At 67.4% G+C, this 18,642-nt stretch carries 19 protein-coding genes; 17 read left to right on the top strand and 2 right to left on the bottom strand.

Annotated features, from left to right (window positions below):
* Positions 1-112: 112 nt before the first annotated feature.
* A complete protein-coding gene (fsa, locus tag DDT93_RS24270; protein WP_109468506.1) occupies positions 113-766 on the bottom strand; it encodes a fructose-6-phosphate aldolase in 654 nt (217 codons plus the stop codon).
* Positions 767-945: 179 nt separating this feature from the next.
* On the opposite strand from fsa, the gene DDT93_RS24265 reads away from it, so the two are divergent.
* The 4 genes from DDT93_RS24265 (at position 946) to DDT93_RS24250 (ending at position 6,035) form a co-directional block, all read left to right on the top strand.
* Positions 946-3,141, top strand: coding sequence for a primosomal protein N' (locus DDT93_RS24265; protein ID WP_109468505.1), 2,196 nt, complete (start codon positions 946-948; stop codon positions 3,139-3,141).
* 155 nt (positions 3,142-3,296) lie between these two features.
* Complete coding sequence (locus tag DDT93_RS24260) at positions 3,297-4,712, top strand: MATE family efflux transporter (protein ID WP_232825558.1); 1,416 nt, start codon at positions 3,297-3,299, stop codon at positions 4,710-4,712.
* A complete protein-coding gene (locus DDT93_RS24255; protein ID WP_109468504.1) occupies positions 4,712-5,587 on the top strand; it encodes a 50S ribosomal protein L11 methyltransferase in 876 nt (291 codons plus the stop codon). The genes DDT93_RS24260 and DDT93_RS24255 overlap by 1 nt, the downstream gene beginning before the upstream one ends.
* A 19-nt stretch (positions 5,588-5,606) precedes the next feature.
* Positions 5,607-6,035 (top strand): hypothetical protein, encoded by a 429-nt coding sequence (locus tag DDT93_RS24250; RefSeq protein WP_232825557.1) that lies wholly within the window; start codon positions 5,607-5,609, stop codon positions 6,033-6,035.
* 94 nt (positions 6,036-6,129) lie between these two features.
* Here DDT93_RS24250 and DDT93_RS24245 read toward each other — a convergent pair whose 3' ends face one another.
* The gene (locus DDT93_RS24245) at positions 6,130-6,348 is read right to left on the bottom strand and encodes a DUF1127 domain-containing protein (protein ID WP_109468502.1); all 219 of its coding nucleotides are present in this window, start codon (positions 6,346-6,348) and stop codon (positions 6,130-6,132) included.
* Positions 6,349-6,675: 327 nt separating this feature from the next.
* Between DDT93_RS24245 and ruvC the strand changes: the two genes are divergently transcribed.
* The 13 genes from ruvC to ftsH all read left to right on the top strand — a co-directional run bounded on the left by ruvC (position 6,676) and on the right by ftsH (position 18,596).
* Positions 6,676-7,176, top strand: a complete 501-nt coding sequence (gene ruvC / locus DDT93_RS24240) for a crossover junction endodeoxyribonuclease RuvC (protein ID WP_109468501.1) — start codon at positions 6,676-6,678, stop codon at positions 7,174-7,176.
* On the top strand, positions 7,173-7,847 hold the full coding sequence (ruvA, locus tag DDT93_RS24235) for a Holliday junction branch migration protein RuvA (protein ID WP_109468500.1): 675 nt from the start codon (positions 7,173-7,175) through the stop codon (positions 7,845-7,847). Before ruvC ends, ruvA begins: the two co-directional genes overlap by 4 nt.
* Positions 7,848-7,881: 34 nt before the next feature.
* Positions 7,882-8,907 carry a Holliday junction branch migration DNA helicase RuvB gene (gene ruvB, locus DDT93_RS24230; protein ID WP_109468499.1) on the top strand — a complete coding sequence of 342 codons (1,026 nt, stop codon included), beginning with the start codon at positions 7,882-7,884 and terminating at the stop codon, positions 8,905-8,907.
* Positions 8,908-9,035: 128 nt separating this feature from the next.
* Positions 9,036-9,659: a hypothetical protein gene (locus DDT93_RS24225; protein ID WP_232825556.1), complete on the top strand. Its 624-nt coding sequence runs from the start codon at positions 9,036-9,038 to the stop codon at positions 9,657-9,659.
* Positions 9,656-10,042, top strand: coding sequence for a tol-pal system-associated acyl-CoA thioesterase (gene ybgC, locus DDT93_RS24220; RefSeq protein WP_109468497.1), 387 nt, complete (start codon positions 9,656-9,658; stop codon positions 10,040-10,042). Before DDT93_RS24225 ends, ybgC begins: the two co-directional genes overlap by 4 nt.
* 101 nt (positions 10,043-10,143) lie before the next feature.
* Entirely contained in the window at positions 10,144-10,839 is a 696-nt protein-coding gene (gene tolQ, locus DDT93_RS24215) for a protein TolQ (RefSeq protein WP_109468496.1), read from the top strand.
* Between the two features lie 3 nt (positions 10,840-10,842).
* Positions 10,843-11,316 carry a protein TolR gene (gene tolR, locus DDT93_RS24210; RefSeq protein WP_109468495.1) on the top strand — a complete coding sequence of 158 codons (474 nt, stop codon included), beginning with the start codon at positions 10,843-10,845 and terminating at the stop codon, positions 11,314-11,316.
* 10 nt (positions 11,317-11,326) lie between these two features.
* Positions 11,327-12,523, top strand: a complete 1,197-nt coding sequence (locus DDT93_RS24205) for an energy transducer TonB (protein ID WP_109468494.1) — start codon at positions 11,327-11,329, stop codon at positions 12,521-12,523.
* Positions 12,520-13,851, top strand: coding sequence for a Tol-Pal system beta propeller repeat protein TolB (gene tolB, locus DDT93_RS24200; protein WP_109468493.1), 1,332 nt, complete (start codon positions 12,520-12,522; stop codon positions 13,849-13,851). Before DDT93_RS24205 ends, tolB begins: the two co-directional genes overlap by 4 nt.
* Positions 13,852-13,934: 83 nt before the next feature.
* Positions 13,935-14,450, top strand: a complete 516-nt coding sequence (pal, locus tag DDT93_RS24195) for a peptidoglycan-associated lipoprotein Pal (protein WP_109468492.1) — start codon at positions 13,935-13,937, stop codon at positions 14,448-14,450.
* A gap of 19 nt (positions 14,451-14,469) precedes the next feature.
* Positions 14,470-15,351: a tol-pal system protein YbgF gene (gene ybgF, locus DDT93_RS24190; protein WP_109468491.1), complete on the top strand. Its 882-nt coding sequence runs from the start codon at positions 14,470-14,472 to the stop codon at positions 15,349-15,351.
* Positions 15,348-16,601 (top strand): tRNA lysidine(34) synthetase TilS, encoded by a 1,254-nt coding sequence (tilS, locus tag DDT93_RS24185; RefSeq protein WP_232825555.1) that lies wholly within the window; start codon positions 15,348-15,350, stop codon positions 16,599-16,601. Before ybgF ends, tilS begins: the two co-directional genes overlap by 4 nt.
* Before the next feature lie 78 nt (positions 16,602-16,679).
* Complete coding sequence (gene ftsH / locus DDT93_RS24180) at positions 16,680-18,596, top strand: ATP-dependent zinc metalloprotease FtsH (protein WP_109468490.1); 1,917 nt, start codon at positions 16,680-16,682, stop codon at positions 18,594-18,596.
* The last annotated feature ends 46 nt before the right edge of the window (positions 18,597-18,642 follow it).

Here is an 18,642-nt window from a genome sequence, read left to right as displayed (position 1 = left end):
TCCGGATATTTAAGAACCCAAAGAAGCCCAGGCGCGCGCCCTGCTTCTTTGGGTTCCAAGTATCCCGGGGGAGTCGCCGTCAGGCGACGGGGGCAGCGCCCCCTTCAGCCGCTCAGAGGATCTTCTGACCGGTCTTCGCCCAATCCGCCATGAAGGCGTCGAGGCCCTTGTCGGTCAGGACATGGTTCACCATCGCCTTGATCACGTTCGGCGGCGCGGTGGCCACGTCGGCGCCGATCTTGGCGCATTCGCTCATGTGGTTGGCCGAGCGGATCGAGGCGGCGAGGATGTTGGTCTCGAAGCCGTAGTTGTCGTAGATCTGGCGGATGTCCGCGATCAGTTCCAGACCGTCGAGGTTGATGTCGTCGAGACGCCCGATGAAGGGAGAGATGAAGGTCGCCCCGGCCTTGGCGGCCAGCAGTGCCTGGTTGGCGGAGAAGCACAGGGTCACGTTGACCATGCGGCCCTCGTCCGAGAGCGTCTTGCAGGCCTTCAGCCCGGCCCAGGTCAGCGGCACCTTGATCGCGATGTTGTCGGCGATCTTGGCCAGTTCGCGGCCCTCGGCGATCATGCCTTCGGCGTCGAGCGCGACGGTCTCGGCCGAGACCGGGCCGTCGACCATGTCGCAGATTTCCTTGGTCACTTCCTTGATGTCACGACCGGATTTCATGATCAGCGAGGGGTTGGTGGTGACGCCGTCGACCATGCCGAGCTCGTGCAGCTCGCGAATGGCGTCGACGTCGGCGGTGTCTACGAAGAATTTCATCAGGGCCTCCTATCGGGTGTGGCGCTTGCGGTCGCGTCCCTGTTAGCGCATGACCCGCCCGGGTGAAAGCGGAACCGGACGGCGCGGCGCTCCGGCGCGCCGCTTGCAATGGGCGCGAAAGCGTGGTTCGACCGTCGCATGATCCAGCTTCCCGTCTTCCTTCCCTCCGGGGGTCCGGCGTGAGCGAGCCCGGCTTCTTCGAAGAGGGCGCGCTGGTCGGGGTCCTGACCACGCAGCCGCTGGACCGGGCGCTGGATTACCGCGCGCCGGAAGGGGGCTGTTTCGCCGGGGCCTTCGTCGAGGTGCCGCTGGGCCCGCGCCGGGTGCTGGGCGTGGTCTGGGGGCCGGGGCGGGGCGATTTCGACCTGTCGAAGATCCGCGCGGTGTCGCGTGTCCTCGATACGCCGCCGATGCGCGAGGAGATGCGCGACTTTCTTCGCCGCGCCGCCGATTACACGCTGACGCCGATGCCGGCCATGCTGCGCCTCGCCACACGTGCGCCGGGGCTCGGGGATCCGCCGTCGATGCGCAAGGTCTACCGGCTTGGCAGCGCCGAGCCCGACCGCATGACCGATGCCCGTACCCGGGTGCTGGAGGTGCTGCGCGACTACGGCGGCCTGTCCTTCACGCTGGGCGAACTGGCCGAGATGGCGGGGGTCACCACCTCGGTGGTCAAGGGGCTGGTCAAGCAGGGCGCGGTCCGCGAAGAGGACAGCCCGCGCGACCTGCCGTTCCCGGTGCTCGACCCGGCGCTTCCGGGCAAGGCGCTGACCGGGGACCAGGAGGCGGCGGCAGAGCAGCTGCGCGGGGCCATCCGCACCGGGCGCTACGGCACCACGCTGCTCAAGGGGGTCACCGGTTCGGGCAAGACCGAGGTCTATCTCGAGGCGGTCGCCGAGACGCTGAAGCAGGGACGGCAGGCGCTGGTGCTGCTCCCCGAGATCGCGCTGACCGCCGAATTCCTGACCCGGGTCGAGGCCCGCTTTGGCGCGCGCCCGGCCGAGTGGCATTCCGGCGCGACGATGACCGAGCGGCGGCGCATCTGGAAGATGGTCGGCGAGGGCGGCGCGCAGCTGGTGGTCGGGGCGCGTTCGGCGCTGTTCCTGCCGTTCCGGGACCTCGGGCTGATTATCGTCGACGAGGAGCACGACACCTCCTACAAGCAGGAGGACGGGGTTCTCTACAATGCGCGGGACATGGCAGTTCTGCGGGCCTCGATCCTCGGCGCGCAGGTGGTGCTGGCCTCGGCCACTCCCTCGCTCGAGAGCTGGGCCAATGCAGAGGCGGGCAAGTATGCCCGCATCGACCTGACCGCGCGGTTCGGCGCGGCGGTGCTGCCCGACATGCGCGCGGTGGACATGCGCGCCGAAGACTTGCTGCCGGGCCACTGGATCTCGCCGACCCTGCGCAAGGGCATGGCCGAACGGCTGGAGCGCGGCGAGCAGTCGCTGCTGTTCATCAACCGGCGCGGCTATGCGCCGGTCACCCTCTGCCGCGCCTGCGGCCAGCAGATCGGCTGCGATCACTGCGACGCGCGCATGGTAGAACACCGGTTTCTCAAGAGGCTGATGTGCCACCAGTGCGGCGAGACCAAGCCGATCCCGACCGAGTGCCCCGCCTGCGGCGTGGAGGGCAAGCTGGCCCCGGTCGGCCCCGGCATCGAGCGACTGGCCGAAGAGGCGGCGGCGCTGTTCCCGGAGGCGCGGATCGCGGCGCTGAGTTCGGACATGTTCGGCTCGGCGCGCGCGCTGAAGGCCGAGATCGAGAAGATTGCCACCGGAGAGGCCGACATCATCCTCGGCACCCAGCTGGTCGCCAAGGGGCACAACTTTCCGCTGCTGACGCTGGTTGGGGTGATCGACGCCGACCTTGGGCTGCAGGGCTCGGACCTGCGCGCCGCCGAGCGCACCTTCCAGCTGATGCGGCAGGTCGCGGGGCGGGCGGGGCGCTCGGAACGGCGCGGCGAGGCGCTGCTGCAGACCTATCAGCCCGAGCATCCGGTGATTCACGCCATCCTCTCGGGCGACGAGGCCGGGTTCTGGGGGGCCGAGGCCCGCGCGAGGGAGGCCGCCGGGGTGCCGCCCTACGGCCGCATGGCGGGCATCATCCTCTCCGGTCCCGACGTGGCGCAGGTCTTCGACCTCGGCAACTGGCTGGCCCGCAACGATGCGGCCCTGCGCCGGATCGGGGCGCAGGTCTTTGGGCCGGCGCCCGCGCCGATTGCCCGGGTGCGGGGGCGTCACCGGGTCCGGCTGCTGGTCAAGGCGGCCAAGGGCGCGCCGCTGCAGGACGCGCTGACCCGCTGGATCGCGCCGGTCCGGCTGAAGGGCGAGCTGCGGCTGGCCGTCGATATCGACCCGCAGACCTTCTACTGAGCGCCGCGCCGCCGCCGCTTGGTCCGAAAGCGACCAACTAAGGGGCCGTCCGGGGCGATTTCGGCTCGCCATGACGACCATCGCCCCGCTAGCCTGCGGGGCATGACCCGTCACGCCCGCCCCAGCCCCGCACCGATCCCTGCCGGAGACCGCCGTTGAGCGCGAACACGCCCCACCCGGAGCTGCGCGGGCGGTTCCTGACCGGCTCCACCATGAGCCACGTGGTCCGCATGACGATGGCCGGGGCCACCGGCATCACCTTCGTCTTCGTCGTGGATGCGGCCAACCTCTTCTGGATCTCGCAGCTGGGCGACCCCCGGCTGGTGGCTGCGGCGGGGTTCGCCTTTGCCATCCAGTTCTTCTCGGTCTCCATCGGGATCGGCCTGATGATCGCCGCAGTGGCGCTGATCTCGCGCGCGGTGGGCGAGGGCGGGCACGAGGCCGCGCGCCACAATGCGACGGCCTCGATGCTGCTGGCCGGGGGCGCGCAGGCGCTGGTGGCCCTGGCGGTCTTCTGCCTGCGCGATCAGCTGGTCGCCCTGACCGGCGCCACGGGGGAAACGGCGGCTCTGGCCTCGCGCTATCTCGCGATCTCGGTGCCGTCCATCGTCTTCATGGCGCTCGGCATGGCGGCAAACGGTGCGCTGCGCGCGCATGGCGAGGCGCGCCAGTCGATGTTCGTGACGCTTTTCCCCGGTCTGGTGACGATGATCGTCGACCCGGTGATGATCTACGGGCTGGGCTGGGGCCTCGACGGGGCCGCCATCGGCGTGGCGCTGTCGCGCATCCTCATGATGTCGGCGGGGTTCTACTTTGCCGTCCGTATCCATGACCTGCTGGCGCGACCCGCCATCGCCGATCTCAGGCGCATCGCCTGGCCCTTCGCACTGATCGCGGGCCCGGCGATCCTGACGCAAATGGCCACCCCGGCGGGCAACTACCTGATGACCCGCATCATGGCGGGGTTCGGCGACGACGCAGTGGCGGGCTGGGCCGTGGTGGGGCGGCTGACGGTGGTGGCCTTCGGAGGGATCATGTCGCTCTCGGGCGCGATCGGCGGCATCTTCGGCCAGAACTACGGGGCCCGGCGGTTCGACCGGCTGACCAGCACCTACCGCGATGCCATCCTCTTCGGCTTCGTCTACACGCTGGTGGCATGGCTGATCATCATTCTTGCCAGCCCGCTGGTGATCCGCGGGTTCGGCCTGACGCCCGAGGCGGCGGAGGTGGTGCAGGCCTTTGCCTATGTCGGGGCAGGGGGATTCGTATTCGGCGCCGCGCTCTTCGTCAGCAACGCCGCCTTCAACGCGCTCGGCCGGGCGCTGCGGTCGACCTTCGTCAACTGGATGCGCGACGGGGTGGTGACCCTGCCGCTGGCACTGCTGCTGGCCGCGTGGTTCGGCGCACAGGGGGTGATCTATGCCCAGGCGGTCGCCAGCCTCGTCGTGGGCTCGCTGGCGGGGTGGTGGGGCTGGCATTTCGTGCGGAGCCTGCATCGCAAGCAGCTTCCACCGCTTGATCTCCCGCCGCCACGTCCCTATGCCAACCCCGACAGGTTCCGGAGACGCTGATGCCCACTTTTACCGCCCTTACCACCTTGACCGGCAAACCCCAGGCCCAGGCGCTGGGCGAGGCGATGGAACGTCTCGAACCGGAGCCGTCCGGGGTCGGCATCTTCGAGATCGAAGACGATTCCGGCCTCTGGGAGGTCGGCGGCTATTTCACCGAGGCCCCCGACGAGGCGGCGCTGGCGCTGCTGGCGGCAGCCTTCGGGGCCAAGCCCTTCGTGATCTCGGAACTGCCGGAAACCGATTGGGTCGCCCATGTGCGGCGCGAACTGGCACCGGTCGTGGCCGGGCGTTTCTTCGTCTACGGCAGCCATGACTCCGACAAGGTCCCGGCGGATTCCGTGCCGCTGCTGATCGAGGCCGCGATGGCCTTCGGGACCGGCCACCACGGCACCACGCTGGGGTGCCTGCGCGCGCTCGACCGTCTGGCCGAGGGCGGCTTCGAAGCCGAGCGCGTCGCCGATATCGGCTGCGGCACCGCTGTTCTTGCGATGGCGGCGGCCTGTCTCTGGCCCGACCGCACCATGCTGGCGAGCGATATCGACGAGGTCGCGGTGGACGTGGCCCGCGCGAACCTCGAAGCAAACGACATGGCGGGTCAGGTCACCTGCCTGCAGGCGGCGGGCTTTGCGCATGACGCCCTGCGCGGCTCGGCGCCCTACGATCTGATCTTCGCCAACATCCTCAAGGGTCCGCTGGTCGCCCTCGCACCCGACGTCGCAGAACACCTGCGGCCGGGCGGCTACGCGATTCTCTCGGGGATCCTGTCGGATCAGGCCGAGGCCGTGCGCGAGGTTTATTCCCGGAACGGGATCAATCCCGAGCACAGCGAGCAGATTGGCGACTGGGTGACCCTGACGATGAAGAAATCGGCCTGAAAACCCGCCCGAATCCGGCGTGCCGGTTGCGCTGCCCGAGTTTCGCCGCATTCTTGACCTAGAAAACGGGCCTCACGGGTGGGGCCGGAACCTGGGGAAAGCCGTCGTGTCGGGCCGTGAGGACTTTGAAAACCGGATGAAGCGCCTTGTGGCGAAACACACCGCCATGTCGCGCGGTTATACCGCGCGCCTTCGTCCTGACGGGCTGATCGTCGCAGAGCCCTGTCGCCCCCCGTCGCCGGTGCGCGGACGGTCGCTGCTCGTGGTCCTGATGGCCTTCCTGATGTTTAAGGGAATCCTGATCGCCAGCCTTGGCGGGCCGTCCTACGATGCAAGGGTTCATGAACTCTGGGGCGGTAATGTCGCCGAGAAGGCAGGGGCCGTCATAATGTTCCCCGATCCGGTGTCGCGCATGGTTTCAGCTGCGATCGGACCGTTCGGCCGCTGATCCGGGAACAGCAACAGCCAGAAAAGAAAAAGCGCCGCGTGATCAGCTCACGAGGCGCTTTTTTTTGAAAGCCGGCGAATTAATCGCCGGGCTTTCAGAAGACACGCTTGCTTTCTGCGACGAGGTCGATGTCGCCACGAACGAGACCGATGTCTTCCAGTTCACGGTCGGTCAGGCTCAGCAGGGCGTTCCGGGTCACGCGGGCGTCATTCCAGTCGACGATCGCGGCATAGACGTTTGCGAGACGTGCGCCGATACGGCCGGCAAAGCTCTGCAGGCCATCGTGGGAGCGGTTGATGTAATATGCAGCCATATCCTTATCCTCTTGTAGGGTTGCACGATGTTGTTTCGATGAGCGGCAGATAGGGGGGCTTCTGCACTGCGGCAAGATACAAAAACCGCATAAGAAACATGCAAAACTCGCATGGCTTGTGCGATGTGTGGTCAGTTTGAGAAAAATGCGTAAAATCGACACTTTGCGGGTCGTTTTCTGTCGAATCTCATGGCGATCCATTGCAGCGGGTCGCGTCCTGACATCGAGGAGTCGTTTTTGGCTCTGGCCGCAAAACGCTTGGCCTATGTTCGCGTTTCGTGCTACTGCGTCAGAAAAGCAACAAAACGGCATGAGACCGGGCGGTATATGCGTATTCTGGGCATCGATCCGGGGTTGAGAACCACGGGATGGGGCGTAATCGACTCGCATGGGTCGCGTCTGACCCATGTCGCGAACGGTCTCTGCACCTCCAGCGGCGACGACGATCTGGGTCAGAGGCTGCTGGCGCTCTACCGTCAGCTCTGCGATGTGGTGGCGAAATACGCCCCCGACACTGCCGCCGTGGAACAGACCTTCGTCAACAAGGACGGCGCCGGTACACTGAAACTGGGCCAGGCCCGTGGCATCGCCATGCTGGTGCCCGCGCAGGCGGGGCTGAGCGTCGGGGAATACGCGCCGAACCGGGTCAAGAAGACGGTGGTCGGCGTGGGCCATGCCGACAAGAACCAGATCCAGCACATGGTGAAACTGCAATTGCCGGGCTGCAACTTTGCCGGGCCCGACGCGGCGGATGCTCTGGCCATCGCGATCTGCCACGCCTACTACGGCGGACGCGGAGAAACCCGCCTGAGAGAGGTCGGCACATGATCGGACGTTTGCGGGGCAGGCTCGACTACCGGGCGCTCGATCACGTGCTGATCGACGTGGGCGGGGTGGGCTACATCGTTCACTGTTCCGAACGCACCATGGCCGCGCTGCCGGGTCCGGGAGAGGCGGTGTCGCTCTATACCGACCTGCTGGTGCGCGAAGACCTGATGCAGCTCTTCGGCTTCGCCTCGCTGGTCGAGAAGGAATGGTATCGCCTCCTGACCGGGGTGCAGGGGGTCGGCGCCAAGGGCGCGCTCGCGATCCTCTCGGCGCTTGGTCCCGATGGCGTCAGCCGCGCCATCGCGCTCGGCGACTGGAACACGGTCAAGGCCGCCAAGGGCGTCGGCCCCAAGCTCGCACAGCGCATCGTTTTGGACCTGAAGGACAAGGCCCCCACCGTCATGGCGATGGGCGCGACCACCCGCGGCGGCGATGACCTCGTCGAGGTGCTGGAAGACATCGAGGCGCCCGCGCCCGCAAGGGCGCCCCGGGCCCCGGCGAAAAAGACCAACGCGGCGGCGCAGGCCGATGCGCTCTCGGCGCTGGCCAATCTCGGCTACGGTCCGGGCGAGGCGGCGGGCGCGGTGGCCGAGGCTGCGGGCGCGAACCCCGAGGCGGGCGAGGCCGAGCTGATCCGCGCCGCGCTGAAACTGCTGGCGCCGAAGTCATGAGCGCGGCGCCCACCATCAGCAGGGGAGCGGCCAGATGATCGACGCCGACCCGGCCCTGCGCGCCGAGCCCATGCCCGAGGACAATGACCGCGCCCTGCGTCCGCAGGTGCTTGACGATTTCATCGGTCAGGCCGAGGCGCGGGCGAACCTCAAGATCTTCATCCAGTCCGCCCGCCAGCGCGGCGAGGCGATGGATCACACGCTGTTCCACGGCCCGCCGGGGCTGGGCAAGACCACGCTGGCGCAGATCATGGCGCGCGAGCTGGGCGTCAACTTCCGCATGACCTCGGGCCCGGTGCTGGCCAAGGCGGGCGACCTTGCCGCGATCCTGACCAACCTCGAGGCGCGTGACGTTCTCTTCATCGACGAGATCCACCGCCTGAACCCGGTGGTGGAAGAGGTGCTCTATCCGGCACTGGAAGACTTCGAACTGGACCTCGTGATCGGCGAAGGCCCGGCGGCGCGTACCGTGCGGATCGAGCTGCAGCCCTTCACCCTCGTCGGGGCCACCACCCGCATGGGCCTTCTGACCACGCCCCTGCGCGACCGCTTCGGCATCCCGACGCGGCTGCAATTCTATACGGTGGACGAGTTGCACGAGATCGTCACCCGCAACGCGCGCCTGCTGGGCGCACCCGCCGACGAGGCTGGTGCCCGCGAGATCGCGCGGCGCGCCCGCGGGACACCGCGCATCGCCGGCCGCCTGCTGCGCCGAGTGGTCGATTTCGCCGTGGTCGAGGGCGACGGCACCATCTCGCGCGAACTGGCCGACAATGCGCTCACCCGGCTCGGCGTCGATCACATGGGTCTGGATGGGGCCGACCGGCGCTACCTCCGGCTGATCGCCGAGAATTACGGCGGCGGTCCTGTTGGGATCGAAACCATCTCGGCGGCGCTCTCCGAGAGCCGGGACGCGCTGGAAGAGGTGATCGAGCCCTACCTGCTGCAACAGGGGCTGATCCAGCGCACCCCCCGCGGCCGGATGCTGGCGCAGAAGGCATGGATGCACCTCGGTCTCGACGCGCCGAAGGCACCGGGGCAGGCAACGCTCTTCGACTGAGCGCCCGCGGGCGATATCGGCGGGATCTCGAGTATTTGCGGAAAAGAGATGCAGGGCCGCGGTTGAAGGCACCTCGCGTGGCGATTATGGCTGACCGCGTAGGATTGCACCGGACGGAGGCGCGCGGCGTGGCACCCGAAGAGATCGAAGCCCTGTTCACCCGCCCCGACGGGCGTTTTTCCTTTGCCCGCTGGGGCCGTCCCATCGCCCCTGTGGTCTTTGGCGTCGAGGACGAGACGCTGGCGGTGGTGAAGGGCGCCTTCGAGGCGGTCGTCGCCCTGGCCGGTCACAAGATGGCCGGAACCGACCCCGAACTGGGCGCCAATGCCATGGTCTTTTTCCTGCGCGACTGGAACGAGCTGCTGGCGGTGCCCGACCTCGGGCACCTGATCCCGGACCTGCCCGCGCTGGTGGCGCGGCTGGTGACTGCGGAAGCCAACCAGTACCGCATGTTCCGTTTCGACGAGGAGGGGGCGATCATGGCCGCCTTCGTCTTCCTCCGCATGGATGCGCGGATGCAGGAAGAGAGCGCCGAGGCGTTGGCGCTGGTGCAGGTGGTGCAGGTCATGCTGCTCTGGTCCGACACCGCCTTCCGCGACCGCTCTCCTCTCGGTCTGGCCGGAGGGCAGCTGATCCTGCGCCCCGAGATCGCCGGGCTGATCCGCGCCGCCTACGACCCGGTCCTGCCAGCGGTGGCGCGCGATGCCTCCCATGCCCTGCGCCTGTTTGCCCGCCTGGAGACCATGTCATGAGCCATACCTACAACGTCCGCGTCTATTACGAAGACACCGACATGGGCGGGGTGGTCTACCACGCCAACTACCTGCGCTACATCGAGCGGGCCCGCAGCGACTGGGTGCGCAAGCTCGGCAACGATCAGAACGCCATGCGCGACGAGGGCATCGTCTGGGTCGTCCGACGCATCGAGGCCGACTACCTAGCCACCGCCAAATTCGAGGACGAGCTGGTCGTCGAGACCGACATGACCGAGATCTCGGGCGTGCGCCTGACCATGGCGCAGAAGGTATGGCGCGGCGACAAGGTGCTGTTCACCGCCACGGTGACCGCCGTCTGCATGAATGCGAAGGGCCGCCCGGTCAGGCTTCCGGCAGAGATTCGCGCATTGTTGCAATAAACGGGCTTGTGAGCGCCGACATATTGGCAATCCCCCGGGAACTGCTGTAAAAGCCCTATGAATAAGGGCGAAACAACGGCCCGTGGGAAAAGAGCAGGCTAATGGACACACAGACCCTGGCGCTGGCACAGGAGATGGACTTCTCTATGTGGGCGCTGTTTGCGCGCGCGACCTTCACGGTCAAGCTGGTGATGCTGCTATTGTTGCTGGCCTCCTTCTGGTCCTGGGCAATCATCATCCAGAAACACATTCTCTACCGCTGGGCGCGCCGCGAGGCCGGCGTCTTCGACCGTTCCTTCTGGTCGGGCGAGCCGCTCGACGGGCTGTTCGAGGACATCGGCCCCGATCCGACAGGGAACTCGGAGAAGATCTTTGCCGCCGGCATGATCGAATGGCGCCGCTCGCACCGCGACGACGGGCGCCTGATTGCCGGGGCGCAGGCCCGCATCGACCGGTCGATGGACGTGGCGATCAACAAGGAGGCCGAGGACCTGCAACGCGGTCTGCCGATCCTTGCCACCATCGGGTCGACCGCCCCCTTCGTCGGTCTCTTCGGGACCGTCTGGGGCATCATGCATGCCTTCATCCAGATCGCGGCCGAGCAGAACACCAACCTCGCAGTCGTGGCCCCGGGGATCGCCGAGGCGCTTCTGGCCACCGGCCTCGGCCTGCTGGCCGCCATCCCGGCGGTAATCTTCTACAACAAGCTCTCGTCGGACAGCGACCGCATCATCGCGGGCTATGAATCCTTCGCCGACGAATTCGCGACCATCCTGTCGCGCCAGTTGGACGCCTGAACGATGGGGGCGTCGCTTCAGCAATCGTCGGGGGGAGGGCGTCGTCGCGGTCGCGGCCGCCGCAGCACCCACCGCATGTCCGAGATCAACATCACGCCCTTCGTGGACGTGATGCTGGTGCTGCTGATCATCTTCATGGTGGCGGCCCCGCTGATGACGGTCGGTGTGCCGGTCGACCTGCCCAAGACGGCGGCCAACGCGCTGCCGGGGGACGAGGAAGAACCGCTGACGGTCACTCTGACCAAGGAAGGCCGCATCGAGATCCAGACCACCGAGACGCCGCGCGACCAGCTGGTTCCCAAGCTGCGTGCCATCGCCTCCGAGCGCAAGTCCGACCGCATCTTCCTGCGGGCGGATGGCGCGATCCCCTATCAGGACGTGATGCAGGTCATGGGAGCGCTCAACGCGGGCGGCTTCTCCAACGTCGGTCTGGTGACCGATACCGGCGGGCCCACGCTCGACCAGGCGGGCGGATGAGGTCGGCAAGGTGCAAACCGGCGCAAAAATCTCTGGTGCAGTCCACGTCGGACTGATCCTCGTCGTGCTCTTCGCGGGGAGTTTCGAGTCCGACCCGCTTCCGTTCGAGATGGCCTCGGCGACCGTGGTGTCGGCCGAGGAATACGCCGCTCTTGTCTCGGGCGAGAAGCAGCCCGAAGTCTCGGAAACGCCCGAGGCCCCCGCCGAGGCGGAACAGCCTGCCGCTGCGCCCGAGGAACCGCCTGCCGAGCCTGAACCCGAACCGGAGGTCGCCGAGGCCGAGCCGGAGCCCGAACCCGAGCCGACCCCGGCCCCCGAGGTCGCCCCGGCGCCGGTGGAGCCGCAGGTGCGCCCGCAGCCCGACAAGCCCGACGTGGTCGAGGCCCCGGTCGAACAGCCCGAGGAAACCGCCGCGCCCAAGGCCGAGCGGATCGCGCCCGAAATCGTCGAGACCCCGCCGCCCGATGCCAAGCCGGACGAGGTGAAGCAGGCCGAAGTGGTGCCGGACGAGGGCGCCGCCACCCCGCAGGAGCCCAAGGAGGAGACTGCGCCGAAGGAGGCAACCGACCGGATCGAGCCCGAGCAGAAGCCGAACCTCGCCCTCGCACCGCAGCAGTCGGTGCGCCCGTCGGTGCGCCCGACACGACCCGCGCCGGTCGAGACCGCTGCCGCGCCTGAGGCCCGCGAGACGCCCGAGCCGAAACCGGTGGAGAAACCGGTAGAGAAACCGGCCGAAAAGCCGAAGCCGGTGCAGGAGGCCAAGACCGAGCCCAAGCCCGAACCGAAACCGGAGGCCAAGCCCGTCGATACCTCGAGCGCGGTCAACGACGCACTGGCCGAAGCGCTTGGCGGCGAGAAGTCGGCAAGCCCGGCGCCCTCGGGCCCGCCGCTGACTTCGGGCGAAAAAGATGCACTCCGGATCGCGGTTCAGCGCTGCTGGAACGTTGGGTCCTTGTCATCTGAGGCTTTGAAGACGACTGTTGTCGTAAATGTCACGATGTCGCAGGACGGACGGCCAGATACGGGAACCATTCGCATGGTATCGAGTTCCGGTGGGACCGGCGGGTCGGCGCAACAGGCGTTCGAAGCCGCCAGGCGGGCGATCATCCGCTGCGGCGCCTCCGGGTTCGACCTGCCGGCAGACAAGTACGCGCAATGGCGCGAGATCGAGATGACCTTCAATCCGGAAAGGATGCGGATCAGATGAAGCGGTACATGCTGAGCCTTCTCATCGGGGCTAGCCTGTTTTTCACCAATGTCTCCAGCCAGGTGGCGGCACAGAACGGACCTCTCAGGATCGAGATCACCGACGGCGTGATCGAGCCCTTGCCCTTCGCGGTGCCGGATTTCGTTCCGGCTTCGGGCGAAGCGGCGCAGGTCGGGCGCGATATCGCGCGCGTCATCGCCTCGGACCTGACCGGGACGGGGCTGTTCCGCGAACTGCCCTCCAGCGCCTACATCAGCCAGGTCCGCGATTTCGCCGCGCCGGTGCAATACGCCGACTGGAAGGCGATCAACGCGCAGGCGCTGATCACCGGCTCGGTCAGCGTGTCGGGCGGGCAGGTGACCGTGCAGTTCCGGGTCTACGACGTGTTCTCCGATGCCGAACTCGGCAACGGCCTCCAGTTCTCGGGCAGTGCCTCGGGCTGGCGCCGCATGGCGCACAAGGTGGCCGACGCGGTCTATGCGCGCATCACCGGCGAGGGCGGCTACTTCGACAGCCGCGTGGTCTTCGTGTCCGAGTCCGGGCCCAAGGACAACCGCCTCAAGCGCCTTGCGATCATGGATTACGACGGCGCCAACGTGCAGTACCTGACCGACAGCGCCTCGATCGTGCTGGCGCCGCGGTTCTCGCCCTCGGGCGACCGGGTCCTCTACACCAGCTACGAGTCCGGCAGTCCGCGCATCTATGTCCTCGACATCGGGCAGGTGCAGCGCCGTGTCCTGCAGCAGCAGGAAGGCACCATGAGCTTTGCGCCCCGGTTCGCGCCCAACGGCAAGACGGTGGTCTTCTCGATCGAGAAGGGCGGCAATACCGACATCTACGCGATGGACATCGCCAGCGGCCAGACCAGCCAGCTGACCAATGCGCCCTCGATCGAGACGGCGCCCAGCTTCTCGCCCGACGGCAGCCAGATCGTGTTTGAATCCGACCGCTCCGGCGGCCAGCAGATCTACATCATGCCCGCCGGTGGTGGCGAGGCACGGCGCATCAGCTTTGGCCAGGGCCGCTACGGCACGCCGGTCTGGTCCCCGCGCGGCGACATGATCGCCTTCACCAAGCAGAACCAGGGCCGCTTCTACATCGGCGTGATGCGCACGGACGGCAGCGAGGAACGCCTGCTGACCGCCTCCTTCCTCGACGAGGGCCCGACCTGGGCGCCGAACGGGCGGGTCATCATGTTCGCCCGCGAGACGCAGGGCGCGCAGGGCCGCTCCTCGCTCTACTCGGTCGATATCACCGGTCGGAACCTCAAGCCGGTGCCGACGCCCGATGGCGCATCGGATCCGGATTGGTCACCCCTGCAAAATTGATTTCGGCAACAGAACGCCCACGTTCACATGACGTGGGCGCTGTGATAGAACCAACGCAATAACATATGCTACTGAGGCAAAACATGAGCACCCTGACGAAATTCCTGATGATCGGCGCCCTTATCGCCGTCTCGGCCTGTACCAACGCCGGCCGGTTCGGCAAGGGCGACGGCTATGGCTCCGGTTCCGGCGCGAGCGGCGCCATCGTGCCGGGTTCGGCAAACGATCCGTCCTCCACCGCTTATTTCAACCAGACCATCGGCGACCGCGTTCACTTCCTGATCGACCAGTCGTCGCTGACCCCCGAGGCACAGCAGATCCTGAACGGCCAGGCTGACTGGCTGTCGCGCAACGGCGACTACGTGGCCGTGATCGAAGGCCACGCGGACGAGCAGGGCACCCGCGAGTACAACCTCGCCCTCGGCGCCCGCCGGGCCAACGCGGCACGCGAGTACCTGATTTCGCGCGGCGTCGCGCCGAACCGCCTCAAGACGGTGAGTTACGGCAAGGAACGCCCGATCGAGATTTGTAGCAACGAGGCCTGCTACGCCAAGAACCGCCGCGCGGTGACGGTGCTGGCAGCTGGCCTGACGAGCTGATCCAGACATAGGTGACGTGATGCGGTTCGCAGCCCTCGCAGTTTCGGCACTGATGCTCACGGCCCCCCTCGGGGCCGTGGCGCAGGACCGGCAGCAGACCCTGGCCGATATCAAGCAGGAACTGGCCGTCCTGCACGTGGAGATGCAGAAGCTCAACCGCGAGCTGTCCACCACCGGAACGCCGTCGGCCAACCTCGGCGGCAGCTCGGTGCTGGATCGCGTCACCGCCATGGAGGCCGAGCTGACGCGGCTCACCAACATGGCGGAAGAACTGCAGAACCGGGTGAACCGTGTCGTCACCGACGGCTCGAACCAGATCGACGATCTGGCCTTCCGCCTGTGCGAGCTGGAAACCAACTGCGATCCGGGCAAGGCCAGCACCCAGACGATCCTCGGCGGTGGCACGGCCAGCGCCGAGCTTCCGGCGACGGGCTCCGGCCAGCCGGCGCAATCCGGCACGTCGATGATCACCCCGGGCGTGCCCCAGCCCTCGACCGGCAGCGGCAGCCCGGAACTCGCCGTGGGCGAACAGTCCGACTTCCAGGCCGCCAGCAAGGCGCTGGAGAGCGGTGACTACCAGACGGCGGCGAACCTCTTCGCGGGCTTCAACCAGGCGTACCCCGGCAGCCCGCTGGCCGCACAGGCGAGCCTTGGTCGCGGTCAGGCGCTCGACAACGTGGGCGATACCCGCGAGGCCGCGCGCGCCTATCTGGCGAGCTTCAGCGCCGACACCACCGGCCCGGTCGCACCCGATGCGCTGACCCGTCTCGGCACGGCCCTCGGCAAGCTCGGCCAACGCGATCAGGCCTGTGTCACGCTGAACGAGGTGGGCGTCCGGTTCCCGGGCAATGCCTCGGTCGCCTCGGCGCAACAGGAAATGGCCAAGCTGGGCTGCTCTTGAACCCCGAAGACCTCGCGATTTCGCGGGCCGTTCGCGCGGCCTTCGGCGAAACCCCGCCAAGGCGCATCGGGATCGCGGTTTCGGGCGGTGGAGATTCCACCGCCCTTCTGCTGTCCCTCGCCCGGGGCTTTGCCGGGACCGGCGTCACCCTCCACGCAGCCACCGTCGATCACGGCCTGAGACCCGAGGCCGCCGCCGAGGCACGGGCCGCCGCAGGGCAGGCGGCAGACCTCGGCATTTCCCATGATACACTCCGCTGGCAGGGCTGGGACGGCTCCGGAAACCTGCAGGATCAGGCCCGCCGCGCGCGCTACGCGCTGCTCTCGGACTGGGCGCGCGGGCAGGGCATTCCGACCGTCGCGCTCGGTCATACCTCCGACGACCGGGCCGAGACCGTGCTGATGCGCCTTGGCCGCGCCGCCGGGGTCGATGGCCTCGCGGCGATGCACCGCGAACGGTGGGTGGATGGCATCCGCTTCCTGCGCCCCATGCTCTCGCTGACCCGCGAGGACCTGCGCGCCTACCTGCGCCGCAACGGCCTGACGTGGAGCGAGGACCCGAGCAACGAGGACGAGGGATATGCGCGAATTAGGGCTCGCAAGGCCCTGACGGAGCTTGAGAACCTCGGCATCACGACCTCCGCGCTCAACGCCGTCGCCGACCACATGGCCGAGGCCCGCGAGGTGCTGGTGGAGGCGACCCACCGTGCCGCCCGCGATCTGGCGCAGGTGGATGCCGGGGACATTGTCTTCGACACCGGGGGCCTGCTGGCCCTGCCGCGAGAGACCCGCCGCCGCCTGCTGGTCGCGGCGCTGATGTGGATCGGAGGCGCCCACTATCCGCCGCGCCGGGCCGAGCTTTCCGGTCTGCTCGACGCCCTGTCGGACGGGCGCAAGGCTACGCTCGCCGGATGCGTTCTGGTCCCCGGCGAGGGGCAGTGCCGCCTGATGCGTGAATTTGCCGCCGTGCAGGAGCTGACCGGCGACCCTGGCCAGCCCTGGGACCGCCGCTGGCACCTTGAGGGACCCGCTGTCGAAGGCGGAGAAATCCGCGCCCTCGGACCCGAGGGACTGGCCCAATGCTCCGGCTGGCGCGACACCGGCCGCCCCCGCGACACGCTGCTGGCCTCGCCCGCCCTCTGGCAGGGCGACCGGCTGGTCGCGGCCCCTCTCGCGGGGATCGGCGAGGGATGGCAGGCGCGCTGCGAAAGCGATCAAGAAGGCGTGTTCGGCGAACTATTATCGCATTGAATCTGCCCGTCCGATCTCTATCTTAGAGAGCAAGCCGGCATCTGATCGGTCAAATGCCGTGGAGTGAGGAGATTTCCTTTGGGCAATGCTCGAAACATCGCGTTCTGGGTCGTCCTGTTTCTGCTGATCCTTGCGCTGTTCAACCTGTTCAACGGATCGGGCAGCACCCTGCAGAGCCGCGAGATTAGCTATTCCGACTTCGTGACCGCCGTGCGGTCCGGCGAGGTCAGCCAGGCGACGCTCGATGGCGAACAGGTTCGGTTCCGCGGTGCGGACAACCAGGATTACGTCACAATCAAACCCGAGGATGCGCAGATCACCAACCTGCTGATCGAGAACAACGTTCCGATCCGGGCCGAGAAGCAGCAGCAGTCGGTGTTCCAGTCCTTCCTGATCACGCTCTTGCCGTTCCTTCTGCTGATCGGCGTCTGGGTCTACTTCATGAACCGGATGCAGGGCGGCGGCAAAGGCGGGGCGATGGGCTTTGGCAAATCCAAGGCCAAGATGCTGACCGAGAAGCACGGGCGCGTCACCTTCGACGACGTCGCAGGCATCGACGAGGCCAAGGAAGAGCTGGAAGAGATCGTGGAATTCCTGCGCAACCCGCAGAAATTCTCCCGCCTCGGTGGCAAGATCCCGAAAGGCGCGCTGCTGGTGGGCCCTCCGGGCACCGGTAAGACCCTGCTGGCCCGTGCCATCGCGGGCGAGGCGGGCGTGCCCTTCTTCACCATCTCGGGCTCCGACTTTGTCGAGATGTTCGTGGGTGTCGGTGCCTCCCGTGTCCGTGACATGTTCGAACAGGCCAAGAAAAACGCGCCCTGCATCGTCTTCATCGACGAGATCGACGCCGTCGGTCGCCACCGTGGTGCCGGTTATGGCGGCGGTAACGACGAACGCGAACAGACCCTCAACCAGCTGCTGGTCGAGATGGACGGTTTCGAGGCAAACGAGGGCGTGATCATCATCGCCGCCACCAACCGCAAGGACGTGCTGGACCCGGCGCTGCTGCGCCCCGGCCGTTTCGACCGGCAGGTGACCGTCGGCAACCCCGACATCAAGGGCCGCGAGAAGATCCTCGGCGTGCACGCCCGCAAGACCCCGCTCGGCCCCGATGTGGACCTGCGCGTGATCGCCCGCGGCACCCCCGGCTTCTCCGGTGCGGACCTCGCCAACCTCGTGAACGAGGCGGCGCTGACCGCCGCGCGCCTGGGCCGCCGGTTCGTCTCGATGGTCGACTTCGAGTTCGCGAAGGACAAGATCATGATGGGGGCCGAACGGCGCTCGATGGTCCTGACCCAGGACCAGAAGGAAAAGACCGCCTACCACGAGGCCGGTCACGCCATCGTCGGTCTCAAGCTGCCCAAGTGCGACCCGGTCTACAAGGCCACGATCATCCCGCGCGGCGGCGCCCTTGGCATGGTGATGAGTCTGCCCGAGATGGACAAGCTGCAGCTGTTCAAGGACGAGGCCGAGCAGCGCATCGCCATGACCATGGCGGGCAAGGCAGCCGAGATCTTCAAGTACGGCGCCGATGAGGTGTCGTCGGGTCCGGTGGGTGACATCATGCAGGCCAGCCAGCTGGCCCGCGCCATGGTGATGCGCTACGGCATGTCCGACAAGGTCGGCAACATCGACTACCAGGAAGCCGCGGCCGGCTACACGCCCAACGGCGGGGCAGGCGGGTTCTCGGTGTCGGCAGCCACCAAGGAGCTGATCGAGTCCGAGGTGAAGCGCCTGATCGACGAGGGCTATGCCACCGCCTACCGCATCATCGAAGAGCACAAGGAAGAGTTCGAACGCCTTGCGCAGGGCCTGCTCGAGTACGAGACCCTGACCGGCGAAGAGATCCACCGCGTGATCCGGGGCGAGCCGCCCAATGCGGACGAGGACGAGGACGACAAGTCCGACACCGGCAGCGCCCCGAGCGTCACCGCGATCCCGAAAACCAAGCCCAAGCCCCCCTCGGGCGGCATGGAGCCCGAACCGAGCGCGTAAGCCTCGGGGAGAGATGAGAAAGGCCGGGCAGGGTGCCCGACCTTTT

Source organism: Albibacillus kandeliae (assembly GCF_003116585.1).
GTDB lineage: Bacteria > Pseudomonadota > Alphaproteobacteria > Rhodobacterales > Rhodobacteraceae > Albibacillus > Albibacillus kandeliae.
The sequence above is the reverse complement of the archived record's forward strand: the minus strand, read 5'-3'. Positions and strand labels throughout refer to the sequence as shown.

Excerpts from the sequence above, each read along its gene's own strand:
- fsa (WP_109468506.1), bottom strand. The coding sequence starts at position 766 with ATGAAATTCTTCGTAGACACCGCCGACGTCGACGCCATTCGCGAGCTG.
- DDT93_RS24255 (WP_109468504.1), top strand. The coding sequence starts at position 4,712 with ATGCCCACTTTTACCGCCCTTACCACCTTGACCGGCAAACCCCAGGCC.
- DDT93_RS24245 (WP_109468502.1), bottom strand. The coding sequence starts at position 6,348 with ATGGCTGCATATTACATCAACCGCTCCCACGATGGCCTGCAGAGCTTT.
- ruvC (WP_109468501.1), top strand. The coding sequence starts at position 6,676 with ATGCGTATTCTGGGCATCGATCCGGGGTTGAGAACCACGGGATGGGGC.
- ruvA (WP_109468500.1), top strand. The coding sequence starts at position 7,173 with ATGATCGGACGTTTGCGGGGCAGGCTCGACTACCGGGCGCTCGATCAC.
- ruvB (WP_109468499.1), top strand. The coding sequence starts at position 7,882 with ATGATCGACGCCGACCCGGCCCTGCGCGCCGAGCCCATGCCCGAGGAC.
- ybgC (WP_109468497.1), top strand. The coding sequence starts at position 9,656 with ATGAGCCATACCTACAACGTCCGCGTCTATTACGAAGACACCGACATG.
- tolQ (WP_109468496.1), top strand. The coding sequence starts at position 10,144 with ATGGACACACAGACCCTGGCGCTGGCACAGGAGATGGACTTCTCTATG.
- tolR (WP_109468495.1), top strand. The coding sequence starts at position 10,843 with ATGGGGGCGTCGCTTCAGCAATCGTCGGGGGGAGGGCGTCGTCGCGGT.
- tolB (WP_109468493.1), top strand. The coding sequence starts at position 12,520 with ATGAAGCGGTACATGCTGAGCCTTCTCATCGGGGCTAGCCTGTTTTTC.
- pal (WP_109468492.1), top strand. The coding sequence starts at position 13,935 with ATGAGCACCCTGACGAAATTCCTGATGATCGGCGCCCTTATCGCCGTC.
- ybgF (WP_109468491.1), top strand. The coding sequence starts at position 14,470 with ATGCGGTTCGCAGCCCTCGCAGTTTCGGCACTGATGCTCACGGCCCCC.